This is a genomic window from Arthrobacter sp. TJ-58, assembly GCF_058269295.1.
The window spans coordinates 55,166-70,740 of sequence record NZ_JBZCNM010000007.1 but is presented as its reverse complement, the minus strand read 5'-3'; the positions used below and the strand labels follow the sequence as shown (position 1 = coordinate 70,740).

Annotated in this window: 13 protein-coding genes and 2 tRNA genes; 7 read left to right on the top strand and 8 right to left on the bottom strand. The window is 64.9% G+C overall.

Annotated elements, in window-relative coordinates; translation table 11 throughout:
- The first annotated feature begins 78 nt into the window (after window positions 1-78).
- Window positions 79-1,101, top strand: coding sequence for a DUF808 domain-containing protein (locus AC4D2W_RS16185; RefSeq protein ID WP_490927935.1), 1,023 nt, complete (start codon window positions 79-81; stop codon window positions 1,099-1,101).
- 68 nt (window positions 1,102-1,169) lie between these two features.
- Here the strand turns inward: AC4D2W_RS16185 and AC4D2W_RS16180 are convergent.
- From AC4D2W_RS16180 to tadA, 3 genes are all read right to left on the bottom strand, one after another.
- Window positions 1,170-1,257, bottom strand: a tRNA-Ser gene (locus tag AC4D2W_RS16180).
- A gap of 75 nt (window positions 1,258-1,332) precedes the next feature.
- Window positions 1,333-1,818, bottom strand: a complete 486-nt coding sequence (locus tag AC4D2W_RS16175) for a pyridoxamine 5'-phosphate oxidase family protein (RefSeq protein WP_490927934.1) — start codon at window positions 1,816-1,818, stop codon at window positions 1,333-1,335.
- A 62-nt stretch (window positions 1,819-1,880) separates the two neighbouring features.
- Window positions 1,881-2,351 (bottom strand): tRNA adenosine(34) deaminase TadA, encoded by a 471-nt coding sequence (tadA, locus tag AC4D2W_RS16170; protein ID WP_490927933.1) that lies wholly within the window; start codon window positions 2,349-2,351, stop codon window positions 1,881-1,883.
- Window positions 2,352-2,458: 107 nt separating this feature from the next.
- Here tadA and upp point away from each other — a divergent pair, with 107 nt between their 5' ends.
- The 3 genes from upp to AC4D2W_RS16155 all read left to right on the top strand — a co-directional run bounded on the left by upp (window position 2,459) and on the right by AC4D2W_RS16155 (window position 5,036).
- A complete protein-coding gene (upp, locus tag AC4D2W_RS16165) occupies window positions 2,459-3,094 on the top strand; it encodes a uracil phosphoribosyltransferase (protein WP_490927932.1) in 636 nt (211 codons plus the stop codon).
- 498 nt (window positions 3,095-3,592) lie between these two features.
- Window positions 3,593-4,453, top strand: a complete 861-nt coding sequence (locus AC4D2W_RS16160; protein ID WP_490927931.1) for a winged helix-turn-helix domain-containing protein — start codon at window positions 3,593-3,595, stop codon at window positions 4,451-4,453.
- Between the two features lie 58 nt (window positions 4,454-4,511).
- On the top strand, window positions 4,512-5,036 hold the full coding sequence (locus AC4D2W_RS16155; RefSeq protein ID WP_490927930.1) for a SixA phosphatase family protein: 525 nt from the start codon (window positions 4,512-4,514) through the stop codon (window positions 5,034-5,036).
- Window positions 5,037-5,107: 71 nt separating this feature from the next.
- Here AC4D2W_RS16155 and AC4D2W_RS16150 read toward each other — a convergent pair whose 3' ends face one another.
- Complete coding sequence (locus AC4D2W_RS16150; protein ID WP_490927929.1) at window positions 5,108-6,565, bottom strand: dihydrolipoyl dehydrogenase family protein; 1,458 nt, start codon at window positions 6,563-6,565, stop codon at window positions 5,108-5,110.
- A 178-nt stretch (window positions 6,566-6,743) separates the two neighbouring features.
- Between AC4D2W_RS16150 and AC4D2W_RS16145 the strand changes: the two genes are divergently transcribed.
- Window positions 6,744-7,955: an NAD(P)/FAD-dependent oxidoreductase gene (locus tag AC4D2W_RS16145; protein WP_490927928.1), complete on the top strand. Its 1,212-nt coding sequence runs from the start codon at window positions 6,744-6,746 to the stop codon at window positions 7,953-7,955.
- Between the two features lie 84 nt (window positions 7,956-8,039).
- On the opposite strand, the gene AC4D2W_RS16140 is transcribed toward AC4D2W_RS16145, so the two are convergent.
- Window positions 8,040-8,115, bottom strand: a tRNA-Arg gene (locus AC4D2W_RS16140).
- A 306-nt stretch (window positions 8,116-8,421) separates the two neighbouring features.
- On the opposite strand from AC4D2W_RS16140, the gene AC4D2W_RS16135 reads away from it, so the two are divergent.
- Window positions 8,422-10,314: a phosphoenolpyruvate carboxykinase (GTP) gene (locus tag AC4D2W_RS16135; protein WP_490927927.1), complete on the top strand. Its 1,893-nt coding sequence runs from the start codon at window positions 8,422-8,424 to the stop codon at window positions 10,312-10,314.
- Between the two features lie 106 nt (window positions 10,315-10,420).
- Here the strand turns inward: AC4D2W_RS16135 and AC4D2W_RS16130 are convergent, their stop codons facing one another.
- Both AC4D2W_RS16130 and AC4D2W_RS16125 read right to left on the bottom strand, forming a co-directional pair.
- On the bottom strand, window positions 10,421-10,888 hold the full coding sequence (locus tag AC4D2W_RS16130; RefSeq protein WP_490927926.1) for a hypothetical protein: 468 nt from the start codon (window positions 10,886-10,888) through the stop codon (window positions 10,421-10,423).
- Between the two features lie 4 nt (window positions 10,889-10,892).
- Window positions 10,893-12,299: a phosphomannomutase/phosphoglucomutase gene (locus AC4D2W_RS16125; protein WP_490927925.1), complete on the bottom strand. Its 1,407-nt coding sequence runs from the start codon at window positions 12,297-12,299 to the stop codon at window positions 10,893-10,895.
- 208 nt (window positions 12,300-12,507) lie between these two features.
- Between AC4D2W_RS16125 and AC4D2W_RS16120 the strand changes: the two genes are divergently transcribed.
- Window positions 12,508-14,631 carry a RecQ family ATP-dependent DNA helicase gene (locus AC4D2W_RS16120; RefSeq protein WP_490927973.1) on the top strand — a complete coding sequence of 708 codons (2,124 nt, stop codon included), beginning with the start codon at window positions 12,508-12,510 and terminating at the stop codon, window positions 14,629-14,631.
- Here AC4D2W_RS16120 and AC4D2W_RS16115 read toward each other — a convergent pair.
- Window positions 14,576-15,517 (bottom strand): FadR/GntR family transcriptional regulator, encoded by a 942-nt coding sequence (locus tag AC4D2W_RS16115; protein WP_490927924.1) that lies wholly within the window; start codon window positions 15,515-15,517, stop codon window positions 14,576-14,578. The genes AC4D2W_RS16120 and AC4D2W_RS16115 overlap by 56 nt on opposite strands.
- Window positions 15,518-15,575 lie beyond the last annotated feature (58 nt).

Here is a 15,575-nt window from a genome sequence, read left to right as displayed (position 1 = left end):
TAATTTCGATATGTCATTCACATATATCTCCCGAGGTTTCCACGCCCCGACGACCCTGGTGCAGCACGGAGCTGTTCGTTGAGCGGCGGTCTCGTTGCCCTGCTCGACGACGTCGCTGCCCTGGCACGCATCGCCGCAGCCTCTGTGGACGATATCGCCGCCGGTGCCGCTAAAGCAGGAGCCAAGGCCGCCGGCGTCGTCATTGACGATGCCGCAGTGACACCCCAGTATGTCTCCGGCGCAGACCCGTCCCGCGAACTGCCGATGATCAAGCGCATCTTCTGGGGATCGCTGCGGAACAAGCTGCTGTTCATCCTGCCGGCACTGCTGCTGATCAGCGCCTTCATTCCCGTCGTCATCCCGTTCATCCTTATGCTGGGCGGCACCTACCTCTGTTACGAGGGCGCCGAAAAGGTCTGGCACAAGTTCTTCGGGCACCATGAGGCGGCAGAGGCGCCCGCGGTGGAGCGGGGGCCCGGAGCGGAGTCCAAGGTGGTCAAGGGTGCCATCACCACCGACTTCATCCTGTCCTGCGAGATCATGGTCATCTCTATGAACGAGGTGGGTGACGCGTCCATCTGGGTGCGGGCGGCCATCCTCGTAATTGTGGCCATCTTGATCACCGTGCTCGTTTACGGCGCCGTTGCGCTGATCGTCAAAATGGACGACATCGGCCTGCATCTGACGCGGAAGGACTCAGCCGGCTCCCAGCGGTTCGGTGCGCTGCTTGTGAGGGGCATGCCGGCCGTGCTGGCTGCCATTACCTTCATCGGGACGATCGCCATGCTGTGGGTGGGCGGCCACATCATGCTGGTGGGCGTCCACGACCTGGGCTGGGATGCGCCGTATGACCTGGTCCATACCCTGGAGCATCCCATGGCCGGCATCGCCGTTGTCGGCGGTTTCCTGGGCTGGCTCGTGAACACGCTGTGCTCGGCCGTCATCGGATTGGCCTGGGGCCTGGTTGTCATGGCCGTCCTGCACCCCCTGATGAAGGTTCTGCCGTTCGGCAAGAAAAAGGACGGGCACGACGACGGCGACACTCGGGCGGCAGCCGCCGGCCACCGTCCGCAGACCCCGGACACCGATTCGGCCAGTTAGCCAATAAGGTCGTCAGCAAAACAAAAGACCCCGCTTCCTTATACAAGGAAAGCGGGGTCTTTCTCATTTGGCGGTGACGGTGGGATTTGAACCCACGTTGGCTTTCACCAAACAACATTTCGAGTGTTGCACCTTCGGCCGCTCGGACACGTCACCATCGCGTCAACCTTACCGGGTAAAGGGCCGATGCCCCAAAACGGCTGGCTGCGCTGTGCCGGGCGGCCGACGAAACTAGAGGTCGACGACGTCGTTCTTGCCAATGTTGGGGGTGTCCCCGGTGACGGCGCTCTTGGCGATCTTGAACATTGTGGCTACACGAGGCTCATCCGAGGCCCAGTATTCCGCGGTGTCCGAATCCACCTTGATCAGGGCAATGGAAGGATCTTCCCGGCCTTCGTCGAACCAAGCGCTGACCGAGGACTTCCAGAGTTCCTCGATCTTGCCTTCGTCTTTGGTGATGGAGGCCGTGCCGCTGATGGAGAGGTAGCCCTTGGAATCATGCACCGAAACATTCACATTCGGATTGGCCCGGATCTCATCCGCCTTGGGGGAGGGGTCCTGGGTAAAGAACCAGAGGTTCCCGTCGGAATCCGTTTCCTGCAGCTGAAGCGGCCGGCTGACCAGCTTGCCGCTGAGGTCCTGGGTGGTCAGCTGTGCAATGTCGGCGTGCTCGAGGATTTTGACGACTGTATCCAGTCCGTCCTGATCTGAACTCACAATTGAACTCCTTCGGGTGTCGGGTTCTGAGGTAGTAAGCCTACGTATGAAACCCGCGACTGTCAGCCTGATCGCCGAGAGCCGAAAAAGTCGGTGAGCAACCGGGCGCACTCCGCTTCGCGGACCTCCGGAAAGACCTCCACCCAGTGGTTCAGCCGGCGTTCGCGGAGAATGTCGAAAACCGATCCGGACGCGCCCGCCTTTTCATCCCAGGCACCAAACACCACCCTCGGAATCCGCGCCAGGACAATCGCCCCGGCGCACATGGCGCACGGCTCCAGCGTGACCACCAGGGTGCAGCCCTCCAGCCGCCACTCACCCACCGCAGCCGCCGCCTGCCGGATGGCCACCACTTCGGCATGAGCGGTCGGATCCCCGGTGGCCTCACGTTCATTGCGTCCGGTACCAATGACGGTTCCGTCGGGGCTAACGACGACGGCGCCGATGGGCACGTCCTGCGTCGCCAGGGCGCCGCGCGCCTCGGTGAGGGCAAGGTCCATCCAGGACTCGTGCTGCTGCGTGGGGGGCATCATGATTCCATCTTCCCGCAGTTTGGCGCCTGTCCCGCAGCGCACCCCGGGGCACTGCGCTGCGCATGCTCCACAGGAAGGAGTTCCGCCGCGAGTGGTATTTTTGAAGCATGCGCGTACTTGTAGTGGATCACCCCCTAGTTGCCCACAAACTCACCGTTCTCCGCGATAAGGACACCCCTTCACCGGTGTTCCGCCTGCTCACGGAAGAACTTGTCACCCTCCTGGCTTATGAAGCCACCCGCAACGTCCGCGTTGAGCCCGTCCAGATCGAGACTCCGGTCACGTCCGCCGTCGGCACCGGCCTGGTCAAGCCCACTCCTTTGGTGGTCCCGATCCTTCGGGCCGGCCTGGGAATGCTTGAAGGCATGACCCGCCTCGTCCCCACGGCAGAGGTCGGATTCCTGGGCATGGCGCGCAACGAGGAAACCCTCGAAGCGATCACGTACGCCGAGCGCCTGCCCGATGACCTCACCGGCCGCCAGGTCTTCGTCCTGGACCCCATGCTGGCCACCGGCGGAACACTCCGCGAAGCCATCAAGTTCCTGTTCCAGCGCGGAGCTGCAGACATCACGTGCATCTGCCTGCTGGCTGCACCGGAAGGCCTCGAAGTGCTGAAGGCCGAACTGGCCGACGCCAACGTCACCATTGTGCTGGCTTCGATCGACGAGCGCTTAGATGAGAAGTCCTATATTGTGCCGGGCCTGGGCGATGCCGGCGACCGACTCTACGGCGTCGTCGACTAAAGGACTCTGTCACCGCTAGATGGAACGTCCACCATGTGGACGTCTTGCTGAATGCTTGACTCGCACCCGTTTATGAGATCACTTATGAACGGGTGCGTTTTTTGTGCCTCAAACCCTCGATCCGCGCAGATTGCGGCTCTCTGACGGGACTGCTAGCCAGTCCGGTTCAATGCCGGGTTTCACGCAAAAGCGTGAGGTGCATCACAATGGGCCCCAATTAGTCCACATGGTGAGACAAGTGATCCATTATTACTTGCGCTCCCCCCTTTGTTACATGCAATAATCCGTAATGTGAACATCCACACGGCAGCACCTGTCGCAGTCCTTCTCAACGGCTTCGTTGAGAAGCAGCGCTGTTGTCGAATGCTCGCCTGAGTTACCCACCCCCATCTCTCAGGCACCACTCAGGCCCAATGACGGGCGAAACCGCGCCATCTCGACCGGGCCCACCCCCAGCATTCGAGCCGTGATGACGGTCACTCACAATGAGGTTGCAACATGTCAGTAGCATCAGGGTACGTACACATCTCACTGCGCAATGCGCAGAACCGCGCCGGTTCCGTTCGGCCCAGCGCAGCGGGGGAATTTCCCCGTCAGTATGGTGGGTATGCACCGCAGCAGTACGGGGTTTCAGGGTTTTCCCAGCAGCAGGCACGTCCGCTGCAGGCTGTTTCGCCGGCCAACGACGCGACGCCGATGACGGCACCCACCCCCGTCGTCACACCCAACGGCATTCCCGGTCCCCAGGCGGTCAGCAACGACACCGTTGCCCGCGGCTTTGTCATCTACGTGGGATTGGACGAGGACACGGCGGCTGCCAACGGAACATCACTGACGAAGCTCGCCCAAGAGGTCCGCGCCTACATTCAGTCTCTTTGCCCCGGCGCCCAGAGCCATGCGGCCGTGGCGCTGGCCCCGGCTGAGGCCGCAGGAGCCGATATCGACGTCGTCCGCCAGGCGCTGGGGGACCCGACGGCGCAGCGCCGCCCCCGGCCGGAAGCCGCACCTCCCGTGCAGGCACATGCCGCACCGCGCCCGTCAGGTGTCCTGATTGACCTCTCCCGCCGGGAAGTGCACCTGGACGGGGACACGCTGAACCTGACATTCAAGGAATTCGAACTCCTCAATTACCTGGTGGAGAACGGTACCCGGACCGTGGGCCGCGAGGAGCTGCTCGCCGGGCTGTGGAGGAATGCCGAGGAAGTGCCCAACGAGCGCACCATCGACGTCCATATCCGGCGCCTGCGCTCCAAGCTGGGGCGTCTCGCGAACACAGTGCGCACAGTCCGGGGGCAGGGCTACCGCTTCTACGAGCACCCCGAAGTTGTGGTCTGGGCGGCACCCGAATACAGCATCTGATGCTGCGGCGGTGCCGGTGACGGATTTCCGGAGCCGGCACCGCCGATAGACTGGGCCAATGAGCGGCCACCACCTTAAAAAGCTGATGCTCCTGCGGCACGCGAAGGCGGACTGGCCCCGGGATGTTTCCGACCACGAGCGCCCGTTGTCCGGACGGGGCCACCGTGACGCGCCGCTGGCCGGACGCTGGATGGTGGAGAACAATTCCATCCCCGACTTCATCCTCTGCTCGTCTGCGCTGAGGACCCGGCAGACCTGCACCTGGATCTGCGAGGAGCTCGGGGACAAGGGGCCCACGCCCAAATTGGAAGACGGGCTCTACAGCGCGCCGGCCACCCGGATCCTCAGCATCATCAACAACGTTCCGGAGACCGTGACCAGCCTGCTGGTGATTTCCCACCTTCCCGGCGTGCAGGACCTCGCTATGCGTCTGGCCTCCGTGACGTCGGATGAGGAGTCCGTCATGGAGATGGCAACGAGGTACCCCACCTCGGGGCTTACCGTCATGGAGACGGACAAGCCCTGGGCGGAGCTCGACGGCCGGGACGCACGCGTCACTGACTTCATCGTCCGCCGCGCTTAAGCGCCCGGCAGGGCGCCGCTAGCTGGCGCCGCTTCAAGGCGGCGCCTGCCCCTGCAGCCCCCGGGCTGCGCTTACAGCCCGTACTTCTCCAGCAGGCGGAGCCAGATTTCGCTGATCGTGGGATAAGACGGGACCGCGTGCCATAACCGGTCCAGTGGGACCTCGCCCGTGACCGCGATGGTTGCGGAGTGCAGCAGCTCGGAGACATCGGGCCCGGCAAATGTCATGCCGACCAGGACCTTTCGATCTTCGTCAACCACCATCTGTGCCCAGCCCCGGTAATCGTCAGAGTGCAGCGCGGAACCGGCCACTGAGATCTCCAGCGAGGTCTCCGATGCATTGATCCCGTCGGCCCGCGCCTGCTCCAACGTCCGGCCGACCATTGCCAGTTCAGGATCAGTGAACACCACCTGGGGAACGGCAAAGTGGTTGGCCGTGGAGGCTTCGCGGCTCCAGGCTACCGGAGCATCGGTAGCGGCCAGATCACCCCGGGCACGCGCAGCGATGGCAGCCCCGGTGGCACGGGCTTCGTACTTGCCCTGATGAGTCAGCAGGACCTTGCCGGCCGCATCGCCAACCACATACAGCCAGTCGGTTCCGTCCACCAAGCCGGAATCATCAGTGTCCAGCCGCACAGCGTCCAGCCCCAAATCCTCCAAACCCAGGTTGGAAAGGGCCGGAGTTCTGCCGGTGGAGACCAGCAGCCGGTCGGCAGAGAGCACCGTGCCGTCGCCCAGACCCATTTCCACGCCGCCGTCCGCACCCGGGCGCACAAAATCGGTGTGGGTGTTGGTGCGGATCTCCACGCCGTCGGCGGCAAGACCTGCCTTCACCAGCTCCCTCGCGGGTTCCGGGTACATCTCCAGCACTTCATGCCGCGCCACCAGGGTCACCTTCGAGCCCAAGCGTGCCCATGCCTGGGAAAGCTCGGTGCCTGAGACTCCGCCGCCAAGCACGAGCAGCCGGGCCGGCACCTCCTGCGCCGCGGTCGCTTCCCTGGTTCCCCAATAGTCAACGCCGTCCAGCCCCTGCAGCGGGGGAGGAGTGGGAACCGAGCCCGTGGCCAGCACCACGGCCCGGCGGGCGGAAATGGTGAGGGAACCGCCGTCGTCGTAATCCACCCGCACCTCGCGCGGCCCGGTGAGGCGTCCGCGCCCGCGAACCAGCCCAATTCCGGTGCTCCGAACCCACTCCTCCTGCCCGGAATCATCCCAGTGGGAGGTGAAACTGTTGCGCCGGTCCAGCACGGCCTGCGTGTCCAGGCGACCGGTCACTGCCTCACGAGAACCGGCAACGGTTCGCGCCGCCTGCAGCGCCGTCCCCGGACGAAGAAGGGCCTTGGAGGGCATGCAGGCCCAGTAGGAGCATTCCCCGCCAATGAGCGAAGGCTCCACGAGGATGGCTTCCAGGCCGTCCTGGACCACCCGTCCGGCTGCGTTCTCACCCACCGCTCCGGCGCCCAGAACGACGACGTCGGTCTCCAGGTGCTGCGGGCGCTGTACTTCGGGGCTTTGCTCCTGATCAGTCATGAACAGAGCTTGGCATGCCGGGCCGGCGCACGGAAGCCGGGGAAGGAACGGGCACGCGGAGCACGTCCGGGAACGCACCACTGCCTGTGAAGACGATGAGGCTCGGGGGCTTCCCGAATCCTCGGGGCCGTAGTCTTAAGGAGCATCTTCAACGTTCTTCGGCTAGGAAAACAACACTATGGCTCTTGGATCTGTTCTCATCGTCGGCGGGGGCATGGCGGGCTTCGCGACGGCCAGCCAGCTGCGTGCCCGGGGATTTCAGGGGCAGCTAACGATCGTTGATCCCGAGGGCCTGCCCTATGACCGCCCGCCGCTGAGCAAGGACTATTTGCTGGGCACAAAGTCCGCAGAACAGATCCTGCTGGCCGATGCGGCGTGGTTCGCTGAGCAGAAGATTGATGTTGTTACCGGCCGGGCTTCGGCCTTGTTCCCCGACGAGGGCGGTGTCCTCCTCGAGGACGGGCGGAGTCTCACGGCCGACAGGATTGTCCTGGCGACCGGGGCGTCTGCCCGCCGGCTGGACATCCCCGGAGGCGATCTGACGTCCGTGCTGCAGCTGCGCACCCGTGCGGGTGCCGACAGGCTGCGCGCATCCCTGACTCCCGGAGTCCGGCTGGCAATTGTTGGTGCGGGCCTGATTGGTGCCGAAACGGCGTCGGCAGCTTTGGATCTCGGCGCACAGGTGACCTTGATCGATCCGGTCAGCCCGCCCCTGGTTCCTGCCGTGGGCTCGGAAATTGCGAACCGCCTGCACCGGATGCATGCGGCCCGTGGCGTTCGCGTGCTGACCGGAATTCCCAAGGCCATTACCGCGGACAGCACGGGCCATCACATTGCCATGGGAGGGGGCGCTTCGATCGACGCCGATCTGGTGCTGGTGGGAATTGGAGTTCTGCCGGATGTCACGCTGGCTGCAGATGCCGGTCTGGACGTGGACAGCGGGGTCCTCGTGGACGAGCACCAGCTCAGCAGCCATCCGCACATTTATGCCGTGGGGGACGCGGCCCGGCTCCGGCTGGGCGACGGCACGCTCCTGCGGCGGGCCGAGCACTGGGAGCATGCCCGGAACACGGGCACCACCGCCGCTGCCGCCCTGCTCGGCCAGGCGCTGCCGGACCACGGTGCGCCGTGGTTCTGGTCCGACCGCCACGGCGTCCACCTCGAAGGCGTGGGTTCCATGTCCGGGGAGGGGACCACGGTGGTCAGGGAAGCGGACGGCGTGCCTGTGGCCGGCTTCCGCCTGGACCCGGCGGGATACCTGGTTGGCTGTGCCGCAATTGACGGCGGCCTGCTGGTGCGCGCTGCCCGCCGCATCATAGACCGCCGCATCCTAGTGGATCCGGCCAAGCTGGCAGACCCGGCCGTCGATTTAAAGCGGCTGGCGCGCTGACGCGGCCGGCTCGCCGAGTCGGCCGCCGTGACAACAAAAAAACCCGGTTCAACCAGTAGTTATACTGGTCAAACCGGGTTTCGCTGGTGCGCGCGAAGGGATTCGAACCCCCAACCTTCTGATCCGTAGTCAGATGCTCTATCCGTTGAGCTACGCACGCATTTGGATTTTTCTTTGTTTTCCCGGCCGCTTGGGCCTTCCTTCAAAGTTTGTCCGTGGCTGTTTTGCCGTAAATAACTATAGCCCAGATTTACGGGTGTGCCTAATCGGCATTTCCCAACCACCAAAACTAGACCGGTCTATATGACCTTCGTCACATCTGCGTAAGCTGGCCCACACAAGTTCCTTGAGTTCTAGGGAGACCGGGAGCAGTCCCGAATACAGGTATTACCTTTTCCCCGGAGGCTTGCCGCGTGCTGACAACTAGCATCAAAATCATCTCACTGGCCCAACGAAGGGAAGAATCATGGGCGATGACGCGCGTCAGCTAGTTCTCGATGAGAGCGGCGACAACGCTGCTCCAAGCCATCTGGACAGCAGCACCCCGGGGGCCGCCGAGGGTGCGCCCACCACCCACCAGACGCTGCTTGCATGGGTTCAGCAAATGGCCGAGCTGACGCAGCCGGATCGCGTGTATTGGGTGGACGGTTCCGAGGCGGAAAACAAGCGCCTCACCGATGAGCTGGTGGATGCCGGAACCCTGGTCCGGCTCAACCCCGAGACCTTCCCTAATTCCTTCGCGGCTTTCTCCGATCCCAAGGACGTGGCACGCGTCGAAGAGCAGACATTCATCTGCTCGGAGAAGAAGCACGACGCCGGTTTCACCAATAACTGGATGGACCCGTCCGAAATGCGGGAAAAGCTCAACGGGCTTTTTGCCGGGTCCATGCGCGGGCGCACCATGTACGTCATACCTTTCGTCATGGGCCACCTCGACGCCGAGGATCCCAAGTTCGGCGTCGAAATCACCGACAGCGCCTATGTTGTCGCCTCCATGCGCATCATGGCCCGCATCGGTACCGACGTGCTGCGGAAGATGGAAGAGCTGGATGCCTTCTTCGTGCCGGCCATGCATTCCCTAGGAGCACCGCTGGCCGACGGTGAGCAGGACGTTCCCTGGCCCTGCAGTGACGACAAATGGATTGTGCACTTCCCCGAAGACCGGTCCATCTGGTCCTACGGCTCCGGCTACGGCGGCAATGCCCTGCTCGGCAAGAAGTGCTACGCCCTGCGCATCGCGTCCATCATGGCCCGGGATGAAGGCTGGCTGGCCGAGCACATGCTCATCCTGAAGCTCACCAGTCCGGAAAAGAAGGACTACTTCGTGGCCGCGGCCTTCCCGTCCGCCTGCGGAAAGACCAACCTGGCCCTGCTGGACCCCACCATTGACGGTTGGAAAGTTGAAACCCTCGGTGATGACATCACCTGGATGCGCTTTGGCCACGAGGGCGAACTGCGCGCCACGAACCCGGAAGCGGGCCTCTTCGGCGTCGCACCGGGCACCGGCTGGAGCACCAATCCCAACGCGATGCGGGCCATTGCCAAGGGAAACTCCATTTTCACCAACGTGGCGCTGACCGACGACGGCGGTGTCTGGTGGGAGGGCATGACGGATGAAGCTCCGGCACACCTGACCGACTGGCTCGGCAACGAGTGGACTCCGGAGGCCGGCCATCCCGCCGCCCACCCGAACTCCCGCTTCTGCACGCCGATCGACCAGATCGACATGCTGGCCGACGAATACCACTCCCCGAACGGAGTGCCGGTATCGGCGATCCTCTTCGGCGGGCGCCGCAAGACCACCGTTCCGCTGGTGACACAGTCACGCGACTGGACCAACGGCATCTTCATGGGCTCCACGCTGTCCTCGGAAACCACGGCAGCAGCAGCAGGCCAGGTGGGAGTGGTCCGCCGCGACCCCATGGCTATGCTCCCGTTCATGGGCTACGACGCCGGGGATTACCTGCGCCACTGGATCACCCTCAGCGGCAAGGCCGATCAGGAGGCGCTGCCGAAGATCTTCCTGGTCAACTGGTTCCGCCGGACCGCCGACGGCGGCTTCGCCTGGCCCGGCTTCGGCGACAACGCCCGTGTCCTCAAATGGGTCATCGAACGCATCGAAGGCACGGCCGACGCCGTCGAAACCCCCATCGGTTACGTTCCCACCGGGGACTCACTGGACCTCACCGGACTGGACATGACGCCCGCCGATGTGGAGGCCGCCGTGAACGTGGACGCGGAGGAATGGAAGACGGAGCTGGCCGGCATTGAAGAGTGGTACGCCCGCTTCGGCGAATCCCTGCCGGAGGACCTCGTTGCGGAGCTGCAGACGCTCAAGGAGCGGTTCGCGGCCGCCTAGGTGACCCTGATTAGCCGAGTCTGCCCGCGCTAACGCCGTCGGGCAGCAAAAAAGCCGGGCCCCTTCCACATGGAAGGAGCCCGGCTTTTTATCAAGCGAAAAAGTATCAGGCCTCTTCGGTGGCCTCTTCGGTGCCCCAAACCAGCCGGTCGCCCGATTCCCACTGCGGCTCGGCGAAGGTCCACTCGCCGTCGACCTCGGAGTAGGTCTGGATTGCAGAGATGCAGACGCCCTCGGAGTGCTCGGCCACCACGTGGATGGCGTCGGTGGACTCGTCGGGCAGGTGGATGTCGGAGAAGACAGCAGCGGCGCGGTTGTCGCTCTTCTGCTCCGTGAGGACCTGGTAGATGTCATCGATCATGGCGTCGGCGTCGAGGTCTTCGTCGCTTTCCTCCGGCGCAACGGCGATCATGCGCAGTTCGCCGTCATTCTGGACAACTAGGGCTGCGGGCAGGAAGGCGCCCTGTGCTTCCAGCTGCTCCTGGGCGACGCCCAGAGCGGTGCCCAGCAGGGAATTAAGGTCCTCCTGGACCTGGGCGGAAGGTTCTCCGCCGTTCAGTTCAACATCAGCCATTGGTTCAGTTCCTAACTAGATCAAGTACGCGGTCGCGGACCCGCACCATGGTGGCGAGGTCTTCGGCTTCGGCGTTCAGCCGAAGGAAGGGCTCGGTGTTGGACGCGCGGAGGTTGAACCACCACTGTCCGTCATCGGCGGTGAAAGTCAATCCATCGAGCGTATCCACGGTGACACCGTCGCGGTCAAATTCAGCGCGGACCCGTGCCACGGCCGCGGGGACGTCGGAGAGCTCGGAATTGACCTCGCCGGAGGCAAAGTACGGCTCGTATTCGCGGGCCAGGTCCGAGAGCGGGAGGGTCTGTTCGCCCAGTGCCGCGAGGACGTGCATGGCTGCGAGCATGCCGGTGTCAGCGTTGTAGAAGTCGCGGAAGTAGTAGTGCGCGGAGTGCTCGCCGCCGAAGACGGCGCCTTCCTCTGCCATCAGCGCCTTGATGAAGGAGTGGCCTACGCGTGTGCGGACGGCGCGGCCGCCGTCGGCCTCCACCAGCTCCGGAACCGCGCGGGACGTGATGAGGTTGTGGATGATGACCGGCGTCGTCTCCCCGGCTGCCTTGGCGCGTGCAATTTCACGGCGGGCAACGAGGGCAGTGATGGCCGAGGGGCTGACCGGGTCGCCCTTCTCATCGATGACAAAGCAGCGGTCCGCATCGCCGTCGAAGGCCAGGCCCAGGTCCGCGCCGTGCTCGACGACGGCGGCCTGCAGGTCCCGGAGGTTCTCCGGCTCCAGGGGGTTGGCCGGATGGTTCGGGAAGGAACCGTCCAGTTCAAAGTAGAGGTCAACGATTTCCAGCGGCAGGCCCGGCAGCAGCGTGTCGCCCAGGACCGCCGGGGTGGTGAGGCCGGCCATACCGTTTCCGGCGTCCACAACCACCTTGAGCGGACGGATAGCTGAGAGGTCCACCAGGCTGCGGAGGTATTCGGAGTAATCGCGCAGGATGTCGCGGACACTGATCTGGCCGGGGGTCTCGACGGCGGGAATGGTGCCGGCGTTCAGGTACTGCTCGGCCTTGGCCTGGATGTCATAGAGCCCGGTTTCCGAAGAGATGGGAACCGCTCCGGCTTTGGCCATCTTGATGCCGTTGTACTGGGCCGGGTTGTGGCTTGCAGTGAACGTGGCTCCGGCCGCATTCAAGGCACCGCAGGCGTAGTACAGCTCGTCGGTGGAGATGAGGTCCAGCAGGAGGACGTTGGCTCCGCGCATGGTGGCTCCGGCCGCGAAGTCCCTGATGAACTCCGGGGAGGACGGGCGCATGTCGCCGCCCACCAGGACAGTCTCACCGGCAAGATCCAGCACGTCCACAAAGGCGGCGCCGACGGCCTTAACGATCTGCGGGGTGATGGTCTCGCCTACAACGCCACGAACGTCATAGGCCTTAAAGGATGCGGAAAGATCGAATTCACTAGTCACCCGCACAGTCTATAGGCCAAGCCCCGCGGACCCCGGTCTTACACCCCGCAGCCTGTCCACAGCCTCTCCCGTCCACAGAAGTTGTGCCGGCTGGAGGAAACAGTCAGCAGCGGCTGGAATAGTGGAAGGTATGGATTTCCCGCAAGACACCCCAACTTTTAGTGAGACCGAACCGGACATGGCACCGCAGGCCGGCGGTGCCGGCTCCATGGATGCCTCGGATGCCAACCCCGGCCTGCGGGAGGAAGCCACCGTCCTGCTCCGCGCCCTGGTGGGCAACGACGCCGCCGAGTTCCACGAGGGCCAGTACGAAGCCATCGAGGCCCTGGTGTCCGGCGGACGGCGTGCGCTGGTGGTGCAGCGCACCGGGTGGGGCAAATCGGCCGTGTACTTCGTGGCAAGCCTGCTGCTGCGTGCCCGCGGCGCCGGCCCTACCCTGATCGTTTCGCCGCTGCTGGCGCTCATGCGCGACCAGGTTGCTGCTGCCGAACGTGCCGGCGTCCGTGCCGTGGCCATCAACTCCGCCAACCAGCTGGAATGGCAGGACATCTCCGCCAAGCTCCAAGCGGACCAGGTTGATGTTCTGCTGGTTTCCCCCGAGCGCCTGAACAACCCGGGGTTCCGGGAAACACATCTCCCGGAGCTGATTCGCCGTTCCGGGCTGCTCGTGATTGACGAAGCACACTGTATTTCCGACTGGGGTCATGACTTCCGCCCGGACTACCGGCGCATCCGCAGCCTGATCGAGCAGCTGCCCGCCTCGGTGCCGGTCCTGGCCACCACGGCCACCGCCAACTCCCGGGTGGTGAAGGACATTGAGGAACAGCTGGCCGCCGGCGGCGAGGACGTGTTCACCATCCGGGGACCGCTGGCACGGCAATCCCTGCGCCTGGGCGTGTTGCGGCTGCCCAGCCCCAAGGCCCGGCTGGGCTGGCTGCTGACCCACCTCGACGAGCTGCCCGGGTCCGGCATTATCTATGCCCTGACCGTATCCGCGGCGGAGGACACCGCCCGCCTGCTGCAGAAGGCCGGACATCCCGTCCTTGCCTACACCGGCCGCACCGATCCGGCGGACCGGGAACAGGCCGAAGCGGCGTTGAAGAACAACGAGGTCAAGGCGCTGGTGGCCACCAGCGCGCTGGGCATGGGATTCGACAAACCTGATCTGGGATTTGTGGTGCACCTTGGCGCTCCGTCCTCGCCCGTGGCCTATTACCAGCAGGTGGGCCGTGCCGGCCGCGGCACCCCGAGCGCTGATGTGCTGCTGCTGCCGGGCACCGAGGATAAGGACATCTGGGAGTATTTCGCCACCTCTTCCATGCCGGCGGAAGGCCCGGCCAACGCCGTGTTAACCGAGCTGGCGTCCGGAGCGGTGATGTCCACCGGAGCGCTGGAAACACGGGTGAACCTGAAGCGCTCCCCGCTGGAGCTGCTCCTGAAGGTCCTGGCCGTGGACGGCGCTGTGGAACGCGTCTCCGGCGGCTGGCGGGGAACCGGCGAGCCGTGGACCTATGACCGGGAGCGGTACGAGCGGATTTCCGCGGCCCGCGTCCGCGAACAGCAGGCCATGCTGGACTACGAGGCCACCACGGGCTGCCGCATGGAATTCCTGTCCGTCCAGCTCGATGACCCTGCTGCCGCCCCGTGCGGCCGCTGCGACAACTGCGCCGGACGCTGGTTCTCCGGCGACATTGCCGCCGAAGCCACCGACAGTGCAGACCAGGCCCTGAGCCGGGTGGGCGTGGATGTGGATCCGCGCGGCATGTACCCCTCCGGCATGGACCGGCTGGGCGTTCCCGTAAAGGGGAAAATCAAGCCGGATCTGGCACTGTCCACCGGCCGGGCACTGGCCCGGCTGACCGACCTCGGCTGGGGCGGGCGGCTGCGGGAGATCTTTGCCCCTGACGCCGCGGACACCCAGGTGGACGACGCCCTGCTTAAGGGTTGTGTGCAGGTGCTGGCGCAGTGGGGCTGGGAAGAACGGCCGGTGGCAGTGGTCAGCATTCCGTCGCGGTCCCGTCCGCAGCTGGTGGGCTCCCTGGCCCACGGCATTTCAACTCTGGGACGCATCCCGTATCTGGGTGCCCTGCAGCTGCCGCACGGCGGTCCCACGGGCGGTTCAGGCGGAAACAGCGCCTTCCGGCTCGCGGCGGTCTGGGACCAGTTTGCCGTTCCCGAAGAGGGCGCAGCCTGGTTCGCGGCCAATCCCGGCCCGGTCCTGCTGGTGGATGACTTTGCTGACAGCCGCTGGACCCTCACCGAGGCGGGCCGGGTGCTTAGGCAGGCCGGCGCGGCTTCCGTGCTGCCTTTTGTCCTGGCACTGAAGGCATAGCGAACAGCTCGTACAGCGCGGGCTCCCTCGCGATTCGGGCAATCTGCGGTTCCGGACGGCTGGGCTCCGTCGTGCGGCTGGGCTCCACCGGGCGGCTGGATTCGGGCGGGCGGCCGGGCTCGGGCGAGGCGGCAGCGCGCTGAACAGCGGATGCGGCGCGCGGGTCCGGAACGGGCGGCCGCACCGCTGCCTCCGGAGCTTCGACTGCTGCCTCTGCCGGAGGCTGGCGCAGCCAACGTTCCGCCGAAGCGATGTGGACCGTCATGAGGGACCGCGCCAGCTCGGCGTCGCCCAGCGTCAGCGCCTCCAGGATGGCGGCGTGCTCGGCGATGACGGACCTTTCCGCCCCGGCTTCAGCAATACGCTGCCAGGTCCGCAGCCGCAGGGCACTGCCGGTCAGCGAGTCCAGCAGTCCGGCCAAGTAGGGATTACCCGAGGCGCGGGCAATGTGGGAGTGGAACGTGTTGTCATGCGCCGCCAACTCGGCGGCTGTTGCCCCGGCCGGCACTGAATCCAGGCAGGCCCGCAGGGCAGCCACGGCGCGGGCGTCGATGCGTCCGGCCGCATGGGCTGCGGCACCGGGTTCAAGGATGCGCCGGACCTCGATCAGTTCGGCGGCCGAGCTTTCCTGATGGATTTCCACCATGAAACCCACGGTTTCCGTCAACAGCCCCGGGTCGAGGCTGGTGACGTAGGTTCCGTCTCCCCGGCGCACATCCAGCACGCGGATCAGCTCCAGCGCTTTCACGGCCTCCCGAAGCGAGCTGCGGGACAGACCCAGCTGGTCGCTGAGCTCGTTCTCCGGAGGCAGACGGTCACCGGCCTTGAGCTGCCCGCTGATGAGCATTTCCTTGATCTTGGTAATTGCTTCATCGGTAACAGCCACCTGACCATCTTAAGGGCCTGCCGGCGGTTGCCCTTGCGGGCAGGGGTAAATCCCGGGA

Coding starts and splice junctions, on each gene's coding strand:
- AC4D2W_RS16155 (WP_490927930.1), top strand. CDS start 4,512: ATGAGCGGCCACCACCTTAAAAAGCTGATGCTCCTGCGGCACGCGAAG.
- tadA (WP_490927933.1), bottom strand. CDS start 2,351: ATGATGCCCCCCACGCAGCAGCACGAGTCCTGGATGGACCTTGCCCTC.
- AC4D2W_RS16130 (WP_490927926.1), bottom strand. CDS start 10,888: ATGGCTGATGTTGAACTGAACGGCGGAGAACCTTCCGCCCAGGTCCAG.
- AC4D2W_RS16145 (WP_490927928.1), top strand. CDS start 6,744: ATGGCTCTTGGATCTGTTCTCATCGTCGGCGGGGGCATGGCGGGCTTC.
- upp (WP_490927932.1), top strand. CDS start 2,459: ATGCGCGTACTTGTAGTGGATCACCCCCTAGTTGCCCACAAACTCACC.
- AC4D2W_RS16150 (WP_490927929.1), bottom strand. CDS start 6,565: ATGACTGATCAGGAGCAAAGCCCCGAAGTACAGCGCCCGCAGCACCTG.
- AC4D2W_RS16160 (WP_490927931.1), top strand. CDS start 3,593: ATGTCAGTAGCATCAGGGTACGTACACATCTCACTGCGCAATGCGCAG.
- AC4D2W_RS16120 (WP_490927973.1), top strand. CDS start 12,508: ATGGATGCCTCGGATGCCAACCCCGGCCTGCGGGAGGAAGCCACCGTC.
- AC4D2W_RS16135 (WP_490927927.1), top strand. CDS start 8,422: ATGGGCGATGACGCGCGTCAGCTAGTTCTCGATGAGAGCGGCGACAAC.